The organism is Actinoplanes sp. HUAS TT8, from assembly GCF_051380535.1.
GTDB lineage: Bacteria > Actinomycetota > Actinomycetes > Mycobacteriales > Micromonosporaceae > Actinoplanes.
Genome location: NZ_CP195646.1, coordinates 1,954,046 through 1,971,867, shown reverse-complemented (window position 1 = coordinate 1,971,867; position 17,822 = coordinate 1,954,046). Strand labels below are relative to the sequence as shown.

2 protein-coding genes (1 of these 2 cut by a window edge) are annotated in these 17,822 nt (G+C 74.3%); both read right to left on the bottom strand.

Going from position 1 to position 17,822, the window contains the following annotated elements:
- Positions 1 to 18 precede the first annotated feature (18 nt).
- Entirely contained in the window at positions 19 to 957 is a 939-nt protein-coding gene (locus tag ACSHV8_RS08590; protein WP_436531119.1) for a hypothetical protein, read from the bottom strand.
- Positions 954 to 17,822 carry the 3' portion of a hypothetical protein gene (locus ACSHV8_RS08585; protein WP_436531117.1) on the bottom strand. 11,325 nt of this gene lie beyond the right edge of the window, so 16,869 of the gene's 28,194 nt are visible here — the last part of the coding sequence; its start codon lies beyond the right edge, outside the window; the stop codon is at positions 954 to 956. Before ACSHV8_RS08585 ends, ACSHV8_RS08590 begins: the two co-directional genes overlap by 4 nt.

Sequence of the window (17,822 nt, the reverse complement as noted above, 5' to 3'; positions counted from 1 at the left end):
GGGCCGGCGCAGGTGGGGTCAGCGGGAGAAGAGGGTGGCCTCCGCGCGGAAACGGGTGACGGTGGGGGTTGCGGGCGGACGGTAGTCGGCTGAGCGGATCGCGGCGAGCAGCGGGCCGAAGGGGGCGAGGCCGTGCTCGCGGGCGTAATACGCGGCGGCGTCCGGCCAGACGAAACGGCCGTCGGTGCGGTAGGTCAGCGGGACGACCTCGCCCCGGGACGGTTCGACCACGTCGGCCATGGTGGCGGTGGTCAGCAGCACCGGATCGGCCTGGTCGAGGTAGGCCGCGACACCCGCGCGTTCGGCCTCGTCCAGCATCGGATGGTCCGGGTCGAACCTCGGGCCGCCCGCCTCGTCGACGCCGTCGAAGACCGGCACCAGCTCGGGTGCGGTCGTCTCGGCCGCCCAGAGCAGGGCCGCGCCGCCGAGGGCCGCCCGGTGATAGTCCGGCAGCTGTGTCCCGGATCGGAACACCTCGACCGGCGCCGGGTCCGCCGAGTCCGGGATCCGCACGGCGGCCGGGTCGGCCGCGACCTCGACCAGGAAGACAGGATCCTCGGACGGGCCACGCAGGGCGCCCCACACGCCGAGGACGCCGGGCTGGGTGCGCAGGTGCTGGACGATCGGGTCGGGGTGATCGGTTCCGGTCAGGTCGCCGCGGGGGCCGAGGGGCTGCCAGGTGTGGTCCGAGGCTTTCAGGCCGACCGTGGACAGGGCCGTGGCGGCGGCCGCCGGGCCTTGGCGGCCGGCCAGGACGGCTGCCGCGGCCAGGTCGGCGGTGGTCAGGACGGAGCCGATCGCCGGTACCGAGTGCAGCACCTCCAGAGCGGCCAGGGCGCCGTCGTCGCCGTGCGGGTGGCCGTCCGGGCCGGCCAGCGCGGCCCGCGCCGCGGCCAGGTCGGTGTCGGGGGCCACGCCGGCCAGGGCCAGCAGCAGTCCGTGCCAGGAATCGGTCACCGTTTACTCCCTTCGTTGCCGGACTCCCCGGCGAACCACGGTTGAGTCTTGTGCCACGCAGCGTGCCGCCCGCCGCGCTGCCTCCGCCCGTCGGGGCTGGTCTCCCCGTCCGGAGGAGACGGCTGCGCCCCACCCGACGCGGGCGACGGGGCCGTCGGTGTGTGCGGGCGAGTCGGGGTCCACGGTCCGGCGGCCCGCGGAGAGCCGGCCGCCGGGGGACGGACGCGCGGCCAGGCCTCGTCCGGCCCGAGCACGGTCTGCCGCTCGGCCGGCACACCCGTCCGGGCCGCTTCTTGCAGCAGGTCGTCGAGCATCCCGTCCGGCGCCGGCGTCATGTCGAGGTGATCGCCGGCGACGGGCGGGTGCATCAGCCGCACCCACGGCCCCTGGACGGCCGCCCCGGTCAGCCATCCGTCGCCGAACGGCGTACGCCGAACTCGATCTTCTTCCAAAATCAGCCGTTGGAACGGCTCGGCCTTCCCAGGAATCAGCGTCCCGTCCGAGGCCACGGTCGCCGTCCCGCTGAACACCGCCCCGGTCGTGACGCTCGCCCACACCGGCGCCGCGCTGGCGATGACCGCCGGCTCCACGGGGTGCGGCCCGGCGGCGAGACGGCGCAGCACCCGCTCCGCGACCGAGACTCCGGAGCTGTCCGGCCGGTCGAGTTCGCACCCGACCAGGACCATCCCGTCCGCGGTGCCGGTGGCCTGCTCGACGAGGGCGCCGGCCCAGGTCTCCGGATCGGCCGGCTGGTCCCCCGCGATCGGAACACCCTGCCGGGCGTGTGTCGCGACCCCGGAGTACCCCTCGGGAAGCCGCATCACGGCAACGACGTCCTCGACCCCGGGGATCGTGGTCATCTCGATGGGCGGAGCCAGGGGTGCAGCGGCCGCCGCCATCAGCGTGCCCAGGGTCGGCAGCGCGGGCAGGTCCGGCAGCATCCCCCGGATCCGGGCCCACAGCGGCCCGACCGCACTCTCCACCTCGGTCTCGGCGAGGGGCATCCGTTCCCGCTGCGCCGGTCCGAAGACCGGCCGCCGGGCCGCCTGGATCGCTTCTCCGAGCGCCGCCCGGTCCCGCAGGCTCACCATGGTCAGCCCGGCCGTGACGTCGGAGGCCACCGCCGCCCCGCCCTTGTCGACGACGATGCGCAGGTCGAGCGCGTGGAACCGGTAGTTCGAGCTGACCTCGTTGTTGCGTTCGATGGTCGTGCTCAGTTCACTGCCGTGCTCGCGCCCCTCGTCCCGGCCGTATTCGAGCCCGCCCCCGCCTCCGGCCTTCTTCAGTGTGAGCTTTCCGATCTCGACATCCTTGTGTACGGGATGTCCGCCGTCCCCGGAGACGTCCACCCCGAAGCCGCTGAACTCGGCCGACGACTCCTTGGGGGCGGTGGTCGTCTGCTCGTACGCCCGCCACTTGAACCGTCCGGTGACCGGCGCCCGATCGGGCCCGTGCAGCAGCCGGATCCCGGTCACGTACGCCCGCACGGTCGCCCCGCCGACTTGGTAGCCGCCCGGTTTCAGCAGGTCGAGGGCGCGCGGCCGCAGCACGGATTCGCTTGCGGCCCGGCTGACGAGCAGTCCCGGATCGGCCGGCGACTCCCGTTCGGCCAGGGTCGGCCCGTCGGCCACGGCCCGGGCCGCCATCTGCCCGGAGTGCGGATGCCGGACCAGGTTGACCAGGCGCGCGATCTCGTCGGCGGCCGGCAGCGTCAGCGGCTGGAACGAATCGTCCCCGGTGATCACCGCGTTCAGCGACGGCTGGTCCGCGAGCGCGGCCACCTCGGACCGCCGCAGCCAGGCGCCGGGCCGGTCGAGGACCGACGCCCCGGGCGCCCGCGCGACCAGCGGCATGCTGTCGGCCAGGAAGGCGCCGGCCGGCTTGGTCAGGTAGGTCGGCACGACGTACCGGACGGTCCCGGGCACCGCCGGGTCTCGGTGCACCCGGGTCGCCGAGGCCGTCCGGGCCGCGTGCTCGGCGGTCGCGATGATCCGGTCCCGGACGGTCCGGTACGTGCTCAGGATCGTTTCGAGGAATTCCCGCGGCGCCGTGGTGAACCGCATCTCCAGCGCGACCGTCACGTCCTCGGTGAATTCGGTCATGTGCCCGGACTTGGTGTTCAGCCGGTAGATCTTCTTGGTCGTCGTCGCCTCGCCGTGCACCTCCTCGGTGCCGTCACCCCAGCCGGCCGCCGGGGCCACGCCGCCGCCGATGCCCTCGTGGTTGATCCGCCGGACCCGCCCGCCGACGAAGCCGCCGCTGCTGAATCCGCTGCTGCTCTCCTCGGTCGCCTCGGTGGTGCCCTCCGCGCGGAACGTCGCGTCCGCGCCGGGCCGCGGGAAGTCGCCGGTCGGCCGCCGGTCCACGACCTTGGCCTGGACGGTCAGGTAGCCGGTGACCGGCCCGGTCAGCACCGGGAACCAGCCGAGCAGCCCGGAGCCGAACAGGTCGAAGTGGCCGATCTCCAAGCGCTGGTCGCGGAACGTCTCGGCGATCTGGGCGTGCAGCAGGTCGTACGCCTCGGTGCCGGCCGGAACCGTCGGGGTGATCCGCCACATCTTGAGCTGCCGCACGATCCGGTCCATCACCTCGGGCGCCTGGATGCGTTCGACGTGCGTGAACGCCCGGGACAGATCCGGGTCGAGCAGGGTCCGGGTGATCCGGGGCCCCGGCGCGGGCGACCGGCCGGGCAGCCGCAGCAGCGACGCGAGCCGGTTCTCGGCCAGGAACGACAGCCCGCCGTCGACCCGCAGCCGCACCTTGGGGCTCCACCGGGCCGGCCGTTCCCGGCCGAGCACCTGCTGCATCGTCGACCCGGTCGTCCAGCTGACGACCCGGACCTCGAACGCGACGCTCGCCCGGTAGTGCCCGCCCCGGCTGGTCTCCCGGGTGATGTTGATCATCCCGCGCTCGTCGCTCCGGCTGTCGCCCTTGGTCCACTCCCAGGTCCGCCCGCCGGTGATCGCCCCGCGCGTGCCGCTGTCGTCGTCATCGGCATGTCCCTCGGTGGACGAGCTGAACATGCCGCCGCCACCGGCGGAGACGCCGCCCGACCACGCCACCTCGTCCTTGGTCCCGGCGCTCCCGGCGTGCTGCGAGTACTTCTCGATCTCCCCGTCGGTCCCGGTCCGGCTGCGTTCCGGGTCCACCACGACCATCTTGATCACCGCGGCCGACTCCGTGTCCCCGCGCCGCCCCAGCGGCACCCACCAGCCGCGCGGGTCGGTCAGGTCCCCGAACGCCGCCGCCAGCTCCCCGGCCTCGCCCAGCATCCTGATCTGTTTCGGCCAGGTCATCGGGTTGGGCTGCCGGGCGTGGGCCACGCCCCAGAGCCGGGCCACGGCCGCCGACAGCTCGGGCATGTTGCCGAAGAACGGCCGGATCCCGGAGACGCCCTTCTGGTCGAAGCGGATCCGGTCGGCGTAGAGGTCGCTCCACGTCGCCGGCGTGGTGACCACGGTCGCCGGGTCGATCCGGCTCGCCCGGGCGGTGAAGTGCTCGTAGTACGCCGGCACGGCCAGGTGCTCGGTGATCGGCGCCCCGAGCAGCTCGCGGACGACCGGTGCGCCCTCCTCCTCGCTGACCGCGATGGTGACGGCGGTCCGCACCCGTACGCTGTGGCCCACCTCGAACTCGGAGCGGATGTACTGCTTGAGCGACGCGGTCACGGACTGCTCGTGGCCGCTCTCCCGCTCCCCGCCGATACGGGCGGCGCCGATCGCCTTGAAGCCCTCGTCACCCAGCCGCAGCTGGCCGCTGGGCGCGAACCCGGCCGCCCACGAGCTCGACTTCCCGGCTTCGACGGCCGGTCCGCGCACGGCCCGGGTGTTGGACGTGAACGGGTCCGGGTCGTCGTTGGCGACGACGTGACCGGGGTGGGCGGTGACGACCACGTGGTAGGTGCGCCCGCCGATGACGAAGTCCTCCTGCGCGCCGACCCACAGACGGTCCGGTTCAGCTTCGAGGACCCCCTTGCCGTACGCGGCCTCGAGCACCTGCCGGACCCGCGCCCAGTCCCTGGCCGGCACCCCTTCGCGCGTCCCGACGGCCTCGCGCAGCATCATCTCGACGCCGGGGAGCACCCGTTCGATGCCGGGCCACTTCGTCTCCATCGCCTCGGCGTGCCCGCGCCCGGCGGCCAGCACGAGCGGCACCCGTGGCTGTCCGTCGCGCGCCCGGGTGACCCCGGTGCGCAGGTGCGGGGCGAGCGGCCAGGGCCGTCCGACGAGCCCGTCCAGTTCGGTGTCGGTCCGCGGGTCGGAGAGCCGGACCGCCGGCTCGGCCGGGAGGGTGATCGGGGCGGTCGCGGTCGCCGGCAGGGTCCGCCCGAAGTACCGGCGTTCGAAGTCGCCGGCGTCGCGGGCGAGGACGCCGAGTTCCCCCTCGACCGCGGCGTTGCGGATGTTCCGGATCGGACTCGTGGGCGCCAGGAACGTCACCTCGCCGGCGAACTCCGTACGATAAAGCTCCTGGTCGTCGGTGGTGTTGAGAACCGTGTGGCTGCCGCTCTTCACGGACAGGGCGCTGTCGGTGTCCCACTTCCAGGACAACTCGGGACCGGCCGAGATGTTGCCCCGCGCGACCGTGCCCGGGTCGGCCTTGATGCCGCGGAGCAGGAAGTCGAACCCGGCCGACAGCGACGTGCCGGCCGACCGGTTCTGCGACGTCCCGCGGAAGATGCCCTTGTCGTCGCGGATCGTGACGCGCGGGTGGGCCGGACCGGTCAGGTGCTGCATGCGGACCGGGCGCAACCGGATCACCGGCTGGGTCCAGAAGCCGTCGACCTCGATCGGGTCCATCACCACGCCGTTGCTGAGCACGGCGATGCTGCGGTTGCGGACGGCCCGCTCGTTGAGGACCTCGGCGGTCATCCGCGCGGCGATGGTGGCCCGGGCGGCCGGGGTCAGGCTCTCGGTCGCGGCGAGGCTGCGGTGCACGCGGCGGACCAGGTCACCCAGCTTGACCGCGTTGATCACCTCGCGCGCGCCGACGCCGGTGTCGCGGGTGTGCGTTCCCGGACCCTGGGCCGCGGCGGTCAGGTCGGGTTCGCGGGGCGCGGCGACGTGCGGGGTGGCGAACTTGATCGCGAAGTCGCCGGCGCCGTCGGGCACGCGCAGGCTCGCGGTCGCGATGCCGTCGATCGAGACGTCGAACACGAGGCGGCCGGTGAACTCGGTGAGGCTGGTCGCGAAGAGCTTCCGGCCGGAGATCACCTTCAGGTCCTCGCCCGCGCCGTGCCCGCGGCTGGTGCCCACGGAGACCTTCGGCGCGGAGACCAGCAACCGGGACAGGTGGCTCAGGGCCGAGTTGAACAGCAGCTCCACGCCCAGGTCGGCCAGGCCCTTGGAGCTGCCCTGCTCGGCCGCGGAGTCGATCGCGGTGGACGCGAACGAGACGCCGAACCGGCTGGACCGGGCCGGCTGCGGGTCGCGGACGATCAGGCTCTCCGGGCGCGGCCTGATCCACACGAGACGATCGGCCACGGCCACCGTGACGCCCTCGGCCAGGACTTTCTCCCAGTGGTCCTGGAGCGCGGCCATCCCCTCGGACGCCCCGTCGCCACCCTTCAAGATCTTTTCAATTTCTTCCCGTACGCCGGTGAGCAGCGCTGTCCGTGCCACACCGTCCCCGAGCGGGGCCGCGCCGAGCGCCTCGGCCAGGACGTCGGCGGTGGCGGCCGGGTCCCGGAACTCGGCGGCGGCGACCGCGAACTCGCCGAGGGCGCCGCGCTCGACGTACCAGGCGGCCCGCGCCGGGCGGGTGACCGCGGGCGCGACCGCCCCGGTCCCGCCCCGCAGCCCGGCGGCCAGGGTGTTCAGGGCCGGCGCCTGGTCGAGCAGGACGGCCAGGGCCTGGGCCACGTCGTCGCCGTGCCGGGCCGCGAGGGCGATCCGCTCGGGCAGCTCGCGCGGAACCGTGCCACCGGCGGCCGTGAGCAGCGCCTGCGCGTCGACCCGCCCGCGCGCCTCGGCCGCGTGGACCGCCGCGATCTGACCGGAAACGGTCTCGACGGCGTGGCCCAGCTCGGCCGCGACGACCAGGTCGTGGCGCTGTTCCGGAGTGCGCGCGGCCAGCCCGGCGACCCACTCGGCGAGCTGGTAGCGCAGCACCGCGTTCGGGTCGGCCTCGATCAGGGTGCGGATCTCGGTGTGCGCGGCGACCGCCCCCGCGGCGTCCAGGAACTGGGCCGGGGTCAGCGTCGTGGTTCCGGCCGCGTGGTCGCGGACCTCGGCGAACAGCGCCGCCCGGACCGCGCCGGCCTGGCCCACGGCCGGACCGTCGAGCGCGGTGGCCAGGCCGTCCAGGAGGTTCTCGTCGCGCCAGCGCTGGACCAGGGCGGCGTCCGGGGCGGGCGGGTTGAGCAGCGGATCGTTGATCGCCAGGGGCCGGGGTGCCTCGGCGGCCGGGCGGGGCAGGAGCGTGGGCAGGCCGCGCATGAGCTGCGTCCACGGCCCGGCCAGGTTGCCGTCCGGCCGGAGCAGCCAGCCGTCCTCGCGCAACGGGACCCGGGTGATGCCGCGGCGCGTCTCGCCCTCGACCGGCGGGTCCAGGGTGAGCCGCTCGAACGGGACCGGGGTGCCGGGCACGAGGTGGCCCTGCTCGTCGACGGTGGCCTCGCCGCTGAACATCGCGCCGGTGGTCTCACTGACCCAGATCGGGGCCGTCGTGGCGATCACCGTCGGGACGATCGTGTGATCGCCTTCGGACAGGCGCTCCAGGGCACGGCGGGGCACGGACAGGCTGTCGGTGTCCGCGTCGAGCAGCTCGCAGCCGGCCAGGACCAGGCCGTCGGCGCCGCCGAACTGACCGGCGCGCTCCTCGACGGCGGGCAGCGCCACGTCGAGCCACTCGTCGGGGTGGACGCGCTCGCCGCCGACGATCGGCCGGCCGTCGCGGGCGTGCGTGAACAGGCCGGCCCAGCCCTCGGGAAGCCGCGCGGCGGCCGCGACCCGCTCGATCGGGGACGGGGGCTCAGGCCGTACGTCAATCGTGGTCCATGCGCCGAAGGCGCCGGGAATCAGGTGACCGTCGGGGGTGTAGGGCAGCCAGGCCTGGTAGTGACCGATGCCGTGCCGGTCGTGGTAGAGCGCGATCGGCTCGGTCGTGGCCGCCTCGAAGTCGCCGAAGCGCTCGGGGGCGGCGGCCAGACCGGCCGTGGTGCGGTGATCGGCGCCGAGGCGGGCCACGACGATCCGGCGGCCCAGCGCGAACGCGGCCATCTGGACGAACTCGTCGCTCGCGTCCCGGGTCAGGTCCCAGGCACGGACCTCGGCGGCCAGCCGGGCGCGGACCTGCGGGACCGCCGTGCCGTCGCGGTCGGCGATGGTCTGGAAGAACAGGTCGCCCAGGGCGTCGTCGGCGGCGATGCGGGCGGCGATCGCCTCGCGCAGGGCCGGCACGACCGCGTCGAGCTGCCGGAGGCGGTGGTCCGGCACGCCGCGGGCGGCGACCTGCGGGCCGGGCTCGTCGACCCGTTCGATCGCCTGGGCGCGGACCGTGGCCAGGTCGGTCAGGGCGCGGGCGTGCTCGGCGCCGAGCAGGGCGCTGACCGCGTCCGGGGCGGCGATGACCAGGGACCGCAGCAGGCAGGTGAGGTTGCCGCCGCTCCCGGCCTCGATCCGGCGGGTCGGTCCGGTCAGCTCGGCCGGGATCGGCCAGGCCTCCCGCTCCTCCTGATCGAGGGCAGGCGGTTTCTGCGACTCCTGCTCCTGCTTCTCGCCACTGGTGATTTCCGACATTTCCGTTTCGGGCGGTGCGGCCTTCGAGCCGGACCCGAGCCCGGTGCCGGGAGCCAGGGTGGTGGCCGCGGCCGTCGCCGCCGTCACCAGCGTGCTGAGCGTCGGCGCGGCCGGAAGGTCGGGCAGCAGGCTACGGATCCGCGACCAGAACGGCCCGGTCGCCGTCTCCACCGGCGTCCCGGTCAGCGGCATCGTCACCGGCGCGGCCGGACCGGCCACCACGGGCGGCGTCCCGAGCGCGGCATCCCAGTGCGCGCCGTCCTGCAGGCTGAGCATGGTCAGCCCACCCGGTACGTCCACCGCGAGCGAGAACCCGCTGGCCCCCTCGACCAGCACGGTCACGTCGGCCGAGTAGAACCGGTAGTTGTCGTTGTTCTCGAAGTTGCGCTCGTTGGTCGTGCTCAGCTCGCTGCCGGACTCGCGCCCCCACTCCCGGCCGCCCTCGATGCCGCCACCGGCGCCGGCCTTCTTGAGCGTGAAGTTGCCGACCTCCCGGGCGTGGTGGATCGGGTGGCCGCCGTCGACGCCGATCCCGGCGTTCCAGCCGCTCGACTCGCCGAACGACTCCTTCGGCGCGGTGGTGGTCTGCTCGTAGGCCCGCCACTTGAAGTTGGCGGTCACCGGCCCGCCGTCGGCGTCGTGCAACTGGTGGAGGCGATTGACCAGGATCCGGACGCGGTCGCCGCCGATCAGGTGGCCGTCCGGGCGCAGCAGGTCGAGGGTCCGCGGCCGCAGCGTCGACTCGCTGGCCGCGCGAGTGGCCCGCAGGCCCAGCGCGGCCGGGGTCTCCTGGTCGGCCAGGGCCGGGCCGGTCGCGACCTGGCGGGCCGCCATCTGGCCGGAGTGCCCGTGCCGAACCAGGTCGACCAGCCGGGCGACGGTGCCGGCGGCGGGCAGGGTGAGCGGCTGGAACGTCTCGTCGGCGAGGATCGCCGCGTTGTGCGACTCCCGGCCGCGCAGGGCGGGCGGGGCGGTCCGGCGCAGCCAGACGCCGTTCTGCGCGGTGATCGCCAGCGGTTCGGTGACCGGCCGCATCCCGGCCCGCGGCGCCGGCTTGTCGAGGGGGCGGGTCAGGTAGTCGGGCACGATGTAGCGCACCGAACCGCCTACCCGTACCCGGCTGACCATGGTGGAGGCCGGCGCCGGGCCCTGGCCGACGAGCGCGGCGAGCGCCTCCCGGCTGTTCCGGTACAGCTTGCCGGCTGCCTCGACCAGCCCGCGCGGCGCGTGCGTGAACCGGATGTCCAACTCGATCCGCAGGTCCTCGGTGAACTCGGTCATCGAGGCTTTCCGGGTGTTCAGCCGGTAGATCGTCTTGGTCGTGGTGGCCTCGCCGTGGCTCACCTCCGAGCCGCTGCCACCGCTGACCGCCGGGGCGAACCCGCCGCCGACCCCGTCGTGGCCGATGCGCCGGAACCGGCCGCCCAGGAACCACGACGACTCCTTGCCGGACCGGCTCTCCTCGGCGCGCTCGGCCAGGCCCTCGGCGCGGAACGTGGCGTCGGTGCCGGGACGCGCGAAGTCCGACTTCGGCGTGCGGCCCACAACCTTGGCCTCGACGGTCAGGTAGCCGGTCTTCGGGCCTTCGAGCACCGGGAACCAGCCGAGCAGGCCGGAGCCGAACAGGTCGAAGTGGCCGGCTTCGAGGCGGTGCGAGCGGAACGTCTCGGCCAGCTGGTGGTGCAGCAGGTCGTACCCCTCCTGGCCGCGCGGCACGGCCGGGGTGACGCCCCACAGCTTGAGGGTGGACAAGATCTGGTTCATCACGTCGGGCGCGTTCAGGTGCTCGACGTGGGTGAGGGCACGGGTCACGTCGCCGTGCAGCAGGGTCCGGCTGCGGCTCGGGGCGGGCCGGCGCGGGCTGTCGTGCAGGTTCAGCTCCGACGCCAGCCGGTGGTCGGCCAGGAACGACAGCACGTCGTCGGCGCGCAGCCGGATGGTCCGGCTCGTCCGGGTGCGGCCGTCCGGCCAGGACAGCACCTTGACCTCGAAGCGGACGTCGGCCCGGTAGTGGCTGCCGCGGGTCGTCTCCCGGGTGATGTTGATCGAGCCCTGCTCCTCGCTGCGGCTCTTCCCCCAGTTCCAGTCCCGGGCGTGCCCGCCGGTGAACGCCCCACGGGTGCCCTGGTCGTCGTCGTCAGCCGGCTCCGACACCTTCGGGTCGGTGGAGCTGAACACCCCGCCGGCGCCGATCGAGAACCCGGCCGACCAGCCGGAATCGTCCTTGGTGCCGGCGTTGCCGAGGTGCTGGGAGTATTTCTCGATCTCGCCGTCGACGTCGGTGTCGCTGCGCCGGTCGTTCACCACGACCATCTTGATCACGGCGGCCGAGTCGACGCCGCCGCTGCGGCCGAGCGGGACGTACCAGCCGCGATCGTCGGTGAGTTCGCCGAACGCGGCGGCCAGCTCGCCGCCCTCGCCGAGCATCCGGATCGGCTTGGGCCAGGTCATCGCGTTCGAGTGGACGTGGTTCGCCTCGGCCCACAGCTCGGCGACGGCCGCCGACAGCTCCGGCATGTTGCCCAGGAACGGCCGGATGCCATATACGCCGAACAGGTCGAAGGGCACCAGGTTCCCGGTCAGCCCGGCCCACTTCCCCTCCGCTATCCGCTCGACCCGGACGTGACCGGCGGTGACCTTGTCGTAGTAGGCCGGGACGGACAGGTGCTCGGTGATCGGCGCGCCCTCCAGCACACGGGTCACCGGCGGCCCGTCGCCGGCGCTGACCGCGATGGTGATCACGGTCGGGACCCGTACGCTGCGCGCGACGGTGAACTCCGAGCGCAGGTACTCCTTCAGCGACGCCGTCACCGACTGCTCGTGGCTGCGCTCGTGACCGCCGCCGGCCCGGACCGCGACGACCCCGCGGGCGGCGCTGTTGCGGCCGATCCGGGCCTGGCCGCTCGGGGCGAAGCTCTCGCCACGGCCGGAGGAGAGACCGGCCTCGACGGTCGGGCCGCGCACGGCCCGGGTGTTGGAGACGAACTCGTCGCCGAGCCGGTTCGGTGTCACCTCGCCCGGGTGGGCGGTGACGACCACGTGGTAGGTACTGCCGTCGATGACGAAGTCCTCCTGGGCGCCCATCCACAGGCGGTCCGGTTCGGCCTCCAGGACTCCCTTGCCGTACGCGGCCTCGAGCAGCTGCCGCATGCGGGCCCGGTCCTTGCCGGGGATGTCCTCGGTCCCGTGGGCCGTCAGCAGCATCTCCTCGACGGCGGGCAGGACCCGTTCGATGCCGGGCCACTTCGTCTCCATGGCCTCGGCGTGCCCGCGCCCGGCGGCCAGCACCGGCGGCACCCCGGCCACCGCGGCCCGCGCCTCGGTCACGCCCGGACGCAGGTGCGGGGCATGGCGCCGGGGCCGGCCGATCAGCGCGTTCAGCTCGGCGTCGTCCTTCCCCCGGGAGAGCGTGACGCCGGGCTCGGGCGGCAGCGTGATCAGCGCCGTGTCGGTCGTCGTCAGTTTCCGGCCGAAGTGCCGCTGCTCGAAGCCGGCGACGTCACGGTCGAGGACACCCAGCTCGCCCTCGACCGGCACGGCCGGGATGTCGCGGACCGGGGCGCCGACGGCGTGGAAACGGACTTCGCCCGCGAACTCCGTACGATAAAGATGTTGATCTTCGCTGGTGTTGAGGACCGTGTGGCTGCCGGTCTTCACGTCGACCGAGCTGTCCGTGCCCCACTTCCAGGAGACCTCCGGGCCGATCGACAGGTTGCCCCGCGCGACCGAGTGCGACGAGGTCTTCAGGCCGCGCGGCAGGAAGTCGAACCCGGCCGACAGGGACCGGCCGCCCGAGGCGCTGCGCGACGTCCCGCGGAGGACGCCCTTGTCGTCGCGGATCGTGACGGCCGGGGTGGCGCCGCCGAGGTGCTGCATCCGCACCGGCTGGATCCGGATCAGCGGCTGCATCCACACGCCGCCGGCCTCGATCGGGTCCATCACCACGCCGTTGCTGAGCACGGCGATGCTCCGGTTGCGGAACGCCCGCTCGTTGAGCACCTCCTCGGTCATCCGCTCGGCGATCGACGCCCGCTGGGCCGGCGTCAGCTTCGGGACCAGGGCCAGGCTGCGGTGGACCGCGCGGACCAGGTCGCCCAGCTGAACCGCGTTGATCACCTCCCGCCCGCCGGTACCGGTGTCGCGGATCTGCGCGCTGCCGTCCGCGGTCGCGCCGAAGTCGGGCCGGACCGGCGCCTCGACGTGCGGGGTCGGGAAGCGGATCGCGAAGTCGCCCGCGTCCGGCGGCACCGGCAGGCGGCCGACCAGGTCACCGTCGACCGAGACGTCGAAGACCAGATCGCCGGCGAACTCGGTGAGGCTGGTCGCGAAGAGCTTCCGGCCGGAGATCACCTTCAGGTCCTCGCCGGCGCCGTGGCTCGCGCTGGTGCCGATCCCGATCTTGGGGAAGGCCAGCAGCAGCCGGGACACGTGGCTGAGGGCCGAGTTGAACAGCAGTTCGACGGCGGCGTCGCTCAGGCTGAGCTCGCCGCCCTGCTCGGTGGCGGTGTCGATCGCGGTGGAGGCGAACGAGACGCCGTAGCGCTTCGGGCGCGGCGGGCGCGGGTCCCGCACGGCCAGGTTGGCCGGCCGCGGCTTGATCCAGACCAGGCGGCCGGCGATCGGCACCGTCACCCCCTCGTGCAGCACCTTCTCCCAGTAGTCCTGCAGTTCTGTGCGCCGGTCCTCCTCGGGCTTCCCGCCCGTGGCCCGGCCCTCGCCGCCGAGAATTTTTTCGATCTCATCGCGTACGCCGTGACGGAACGCCCGCCGGACGTCCGGGTCCCGCAGCGTCGCCGGCAGGGTGGCCCCGTCGAGGGCCTCGGCCAGCAGATCGGCGGTCGCGGCCGGGTTGGCGAAGTCGGCCGCGGCGACCGAGAACTCACCCAGCGCGCCGCGTTCGGCGTACCAGGCCGCCTCGGCGATCCGGGTGACCGACCGCCGGGCCGGGTTCGCGACCAGCGCCCGCCACACGCCGTTGTGCCGCACGATCGGCAGCAGCGCACCGGTGTCCGCGCCGTGGTACGTCACCAACGGGGTGGCCTGGCTCGTGGAGACAACGGTGTGCGCGCCGATGTCGGCCGCGGCGATCAGGACCCCGGCCTGGTTCGCCAGCACGGTCAGGTCGGCGTCCCCGGCCGCCGGGTCGCCGGCCAGGGCGGACCAGGCCCGTTCGACGTCGGCGGACAACTCGACCTGCTGCTCGTACGCGGCCTGGCGCAGCGCGGCCACGAGCCCGGCCTGCGGTCCGGTGGCGACGGTCGGCAGCGCGGGCAGCAGGATCCCGTCGGAGAAGCGCACGCCCTCCCGCAGCGCCTCGGCCAGCGAGGTCAGCGACTCGGCCCGATCCCACAGCACGGCCAGCGCCCGGCCCACTTCCTCGGGGTGGGCGGCGGCCGCGGTCAGTTCGTCCGGCAGCACGGCCGGCGGTTTCCCGTCCGCGTCGAGCCGGTCCCGGGCGTCCTGGCGGGCCTGCCGGGCGACCGTGTCGATGGCCGCCTCGTGCCCGGCCAGGGCCTCGATCGCCGCGCCCAGCTCGGCCGTCACGATCAGGTCGTGCCGCTGCTCGGTGGTCCGGCCCGGTCGTCCGGCAGCCCACTCGGCCAGGTGGTAGCGCAGCATCGAGTTCGGGTGGGCGTCGACCAGCCGGGCGATCTCGGTGTACCGGGCGACGTGCTCGGCCGCGTCCAGGAACTGGTCCCCGGTCAGCGGGGTCGTGCCGTGGTCGGCCACCGCGGCGAACAGGTCCCGGTACGCACCCGCGACCGCGGCGGCCGGCCCGTCGGCCAGGGCGGTGCTGAGTCCGTCGAGGACGGTCTCGTCCCGCCACCGCTGGATCGTCGCCTGCTCGGCCGCCGACGGGTTGCGCAGCGGGTGGTGGTCGACCAGCGCGCGGGTCGCCGGCGCCTGCAGGGTGGGCACGCCCAGCATGAGCTGCGTCCACGGGCCGCGCATGGCGCCGGGCGGCGGGGTGCTGAGCCAGCCGTCGTCGCCCAGCAGCGTCCGCTCGACGCCGTCCGGGCCCAGGGTGAGCCGCTCGAACGGGACCGGCGTGCCGGGCAGCAGCCGGCCCTGGTCGCTGACCGTGGCCTGGCCGCTGAACATCGCGCCGGTGGTCTGGCTGGCCCAGACCGGGGCGCGGCTGGCGATCACCGCCGGGGCGATCCCGTGGTTCTCGGTGGCCAGGCGCTGCAGGGTGCGCCGGGCGGTGGACATGGCCGCGGTGTCGGCGTCGCTCAGCTCGCAGCCGGCCAGGACCAGGCCCTGATTGTTGCCGGTCCGGGCGGCGTTCCGGGCCGCCTGCGGCAGGGCCTGGTCGAGCCAGGTGTCCGGGGTGACCCGGTCGCCGCCGAGCACCGGACACCCGTCCCGGGTGTGGGTGACCAGGCCGGTCCAGCCGTCGGGCAGCTGGGCGGCCCGGGCCACGGCGGCGAGGTCGTCGCCGTCGCCGACCGCGATCGCCCTGCGGCCGGCCGTCTCCTGCGCCGGTGACGTCATCGCCGGCTCGGGCGGGACCGCGAAGCCGGACCGGATCGGGGTCATCTCGATGGCGGGCGCGGCGGCCGGGGCCGGGGCGGCGGCCAGGCGGACGAGATCGGTCAGGCGCGGCATCGGCGGCAGGTCCGGCAGCAGCGACCGCAGCCACGGCAGGATCGGCCCGGACGCGGTCCGCTCCCCCGTCGCCGGGGCGAGGGGCAGCTGGGCGGCGGCGACCGGCCCGGCGGCCACCGCGGGCAGGTTCGCGGCCTGCGTCATGGCGGTGGCGTCGCGCAGGCTGAGCAGGGTCAGGCCGCGGGGCACGTCGACCGCCATCGCCCCGTTCGGGCCCTCGACCACGACGGTCAGGTCGGCCGCGTAGAACCGGTAGTCGCCGCTGCTCTCGTGGTTGCGCTCGTTGGTCGTGCTGAGCTCGCTGCCGACCTCGGCCCCCCGGTCGCCGGACAGGGCGAAGCCGCCCCCGCCGCCGGCCTTCTTCAGGTACAGCTTGCCCGGCTCGTGCGGCTTGTGGATCGGGTGGCCGCCGTCCCCGGTCAGGGAACCGTGCCAGCCGCTGAACTGGCCGACCGACTCCTCGGGGGCGGTGGTGGTCTGCTGGTACGACCGCCACTTGAACCGCCCCGACACCGCGTTCCCGCCGTCGTGGACCTGATGGATTCCGGTCACGTAGGCGCGGACGGTCTCGTTCCCGATCCGGTGCCCGTCCCCCCGCAGCAGGTCCAGGAACCGCGGCCGCAGGAACGACTCACTGGCCACCCGGGTCGCCCGCACGCCGAGCTCGGCCGGCGTCTCGGTGTGCTCCCGCACCCGTTCGATCAGCCGCGCGATCTCGGCGGCGGCGGTCAGCGTGAGCGGCTGCACCGTGGTGTCCTCGAGCACGACGTGGTTGAGCGACGGCTGGGTGCGGACGGTCTGCCGCTGCCGCGCGGTCAGCCACCGGTCGTGCGGGACGACGGCCGGCGCGACCTGGCTGACCGCCTGCAGCCCGAACAGTCCGGCGGCGCCGGTCACCCGGGTCAGGTAGGTCGGTACGACCGACCGCATGGTCCCGGTCGTGTGGGCGGTGAACGGCCTGGTCACCGTCGCCGGGGCGGCCCGGTGCCCGATCAGCGCGTGGACCCGGTCGACGGCCGTACGGTAGCCGTCGCGCACCGCCAGGATCAGATCGCGCGGCGCGGTGGTGTGTTCCATGGTCAGTTCGATGCGGAGGTTCTCGGTGAACTCCGTCATGTGCCGGCTCTTGGTGTTCAGCCGGTAGATCGTCTTGGTGGTGGTCGCGCTGCCGTGCGTCTCCTCCCGGCCCGAACCGCCGCCCCCGGCCAGCGCGGCGCCGCCGCCGACCCCGTCCGCGCCGATCATCCGGAACCGGCCCTGGCCGAACCCGCCACCGCCACCGCCCCGGCTGACCTCGTGCGCGTGCTCCTCGGTCCCCTCGGCCCGGAACGTGCCGTCCAGGCCGGGCCGGGCGAAGGTGCCGGTCACGGTCCGGTTGACGACGCGCGCGGAGACGGTCAGGTAGCCGGTGACCGGGCCGTCGAGGATCGGGAACCAGCCGAGCAGGCCGGAGCCGAACAGGTCGAACTGGCCGACCTCCAGGCGGTGCGAGCGGAACGTCTCGGCCAGCTGGGCGTGCAGCAGGTCGTACCGCTCGGTCCCGGCCACCCCGTTCGGGGCGAGGTCCCAGAGCTTGAGCTGCCGCACGATCTGGTCGAGCAGGCCCGGGGCGTGGATGTGCTCGGCGTGCGTGAACGCGCGGGCCACGTCCGGGTCGATCAGTATGCGGCCCACGACCGGTGGCGGCGCGGCGGCGTTGGTCATCCCGAGCAGCGTCGCCAGCCGGTCCTCGACGAGCAGGCTGATCTGGTCGTCGGCGCGCAGGCGGATGGTCCGGGACGCGGTGGCCGGCGCGGCCGCCCGGAACGTCTGCCGGAGGGTCGACCCGGCCGGCCAGCTGATCACCCGGACCTCGAACGCGACCGACGCCCGGTAGTGCGCGCCCCGCGTCGTCTCCCGGGTGATGGTGATCATGCCCTGGTCGTGGCTCTCGCCGCTGCCGCGCGACCACTCGCGCGTCCCGCCGCCGGTGCCGGCGAGACGGGTGCCGGAGCTGTCGTCCTCCTCCTCGCCGCCGCCGAAGCTGAACACCGCGCCGGTGCTGCCGCCGGCCCCGAACGTCCGGGTCCGGTCACTGCCGCGGCCGGTGCTGCCGGCCTGCTGGGAGTACTTCTCGATCTCGCCGTCGACGGTGGTGGCGCTGCGCTGGGCGCCGTGCACCACGGCGGTGATCACGGCGGCCGACTCGGTGTTGCCGTTGCGCCCGAGCGGCACGTACCAGCCGCGCCCGTCGGTCAGGTCACCGAACGCCGCCGACAGCTCGCCGGCCTCGCCGAGCTGCCGGATCGGCTTGGGCCAGGTCATCGGGTTCGACCGCAGGTGGTTGGCCTCGGCCCACAGTTCGGCCACGGCCGCCGACAGTTCGGGCAGGTTGCCGAAGAACGGCCGGATCCCGGAGACACCGTGCGCCGCGAGCGGAATCGGCACCACACCGTTCAGGAAGGCCGGGCCGACCCGGGTCGCGGCCAGGGTGCCGGGCGCGGTGTGGGCCTGGTAGAACCGCGGCACCGACACGTG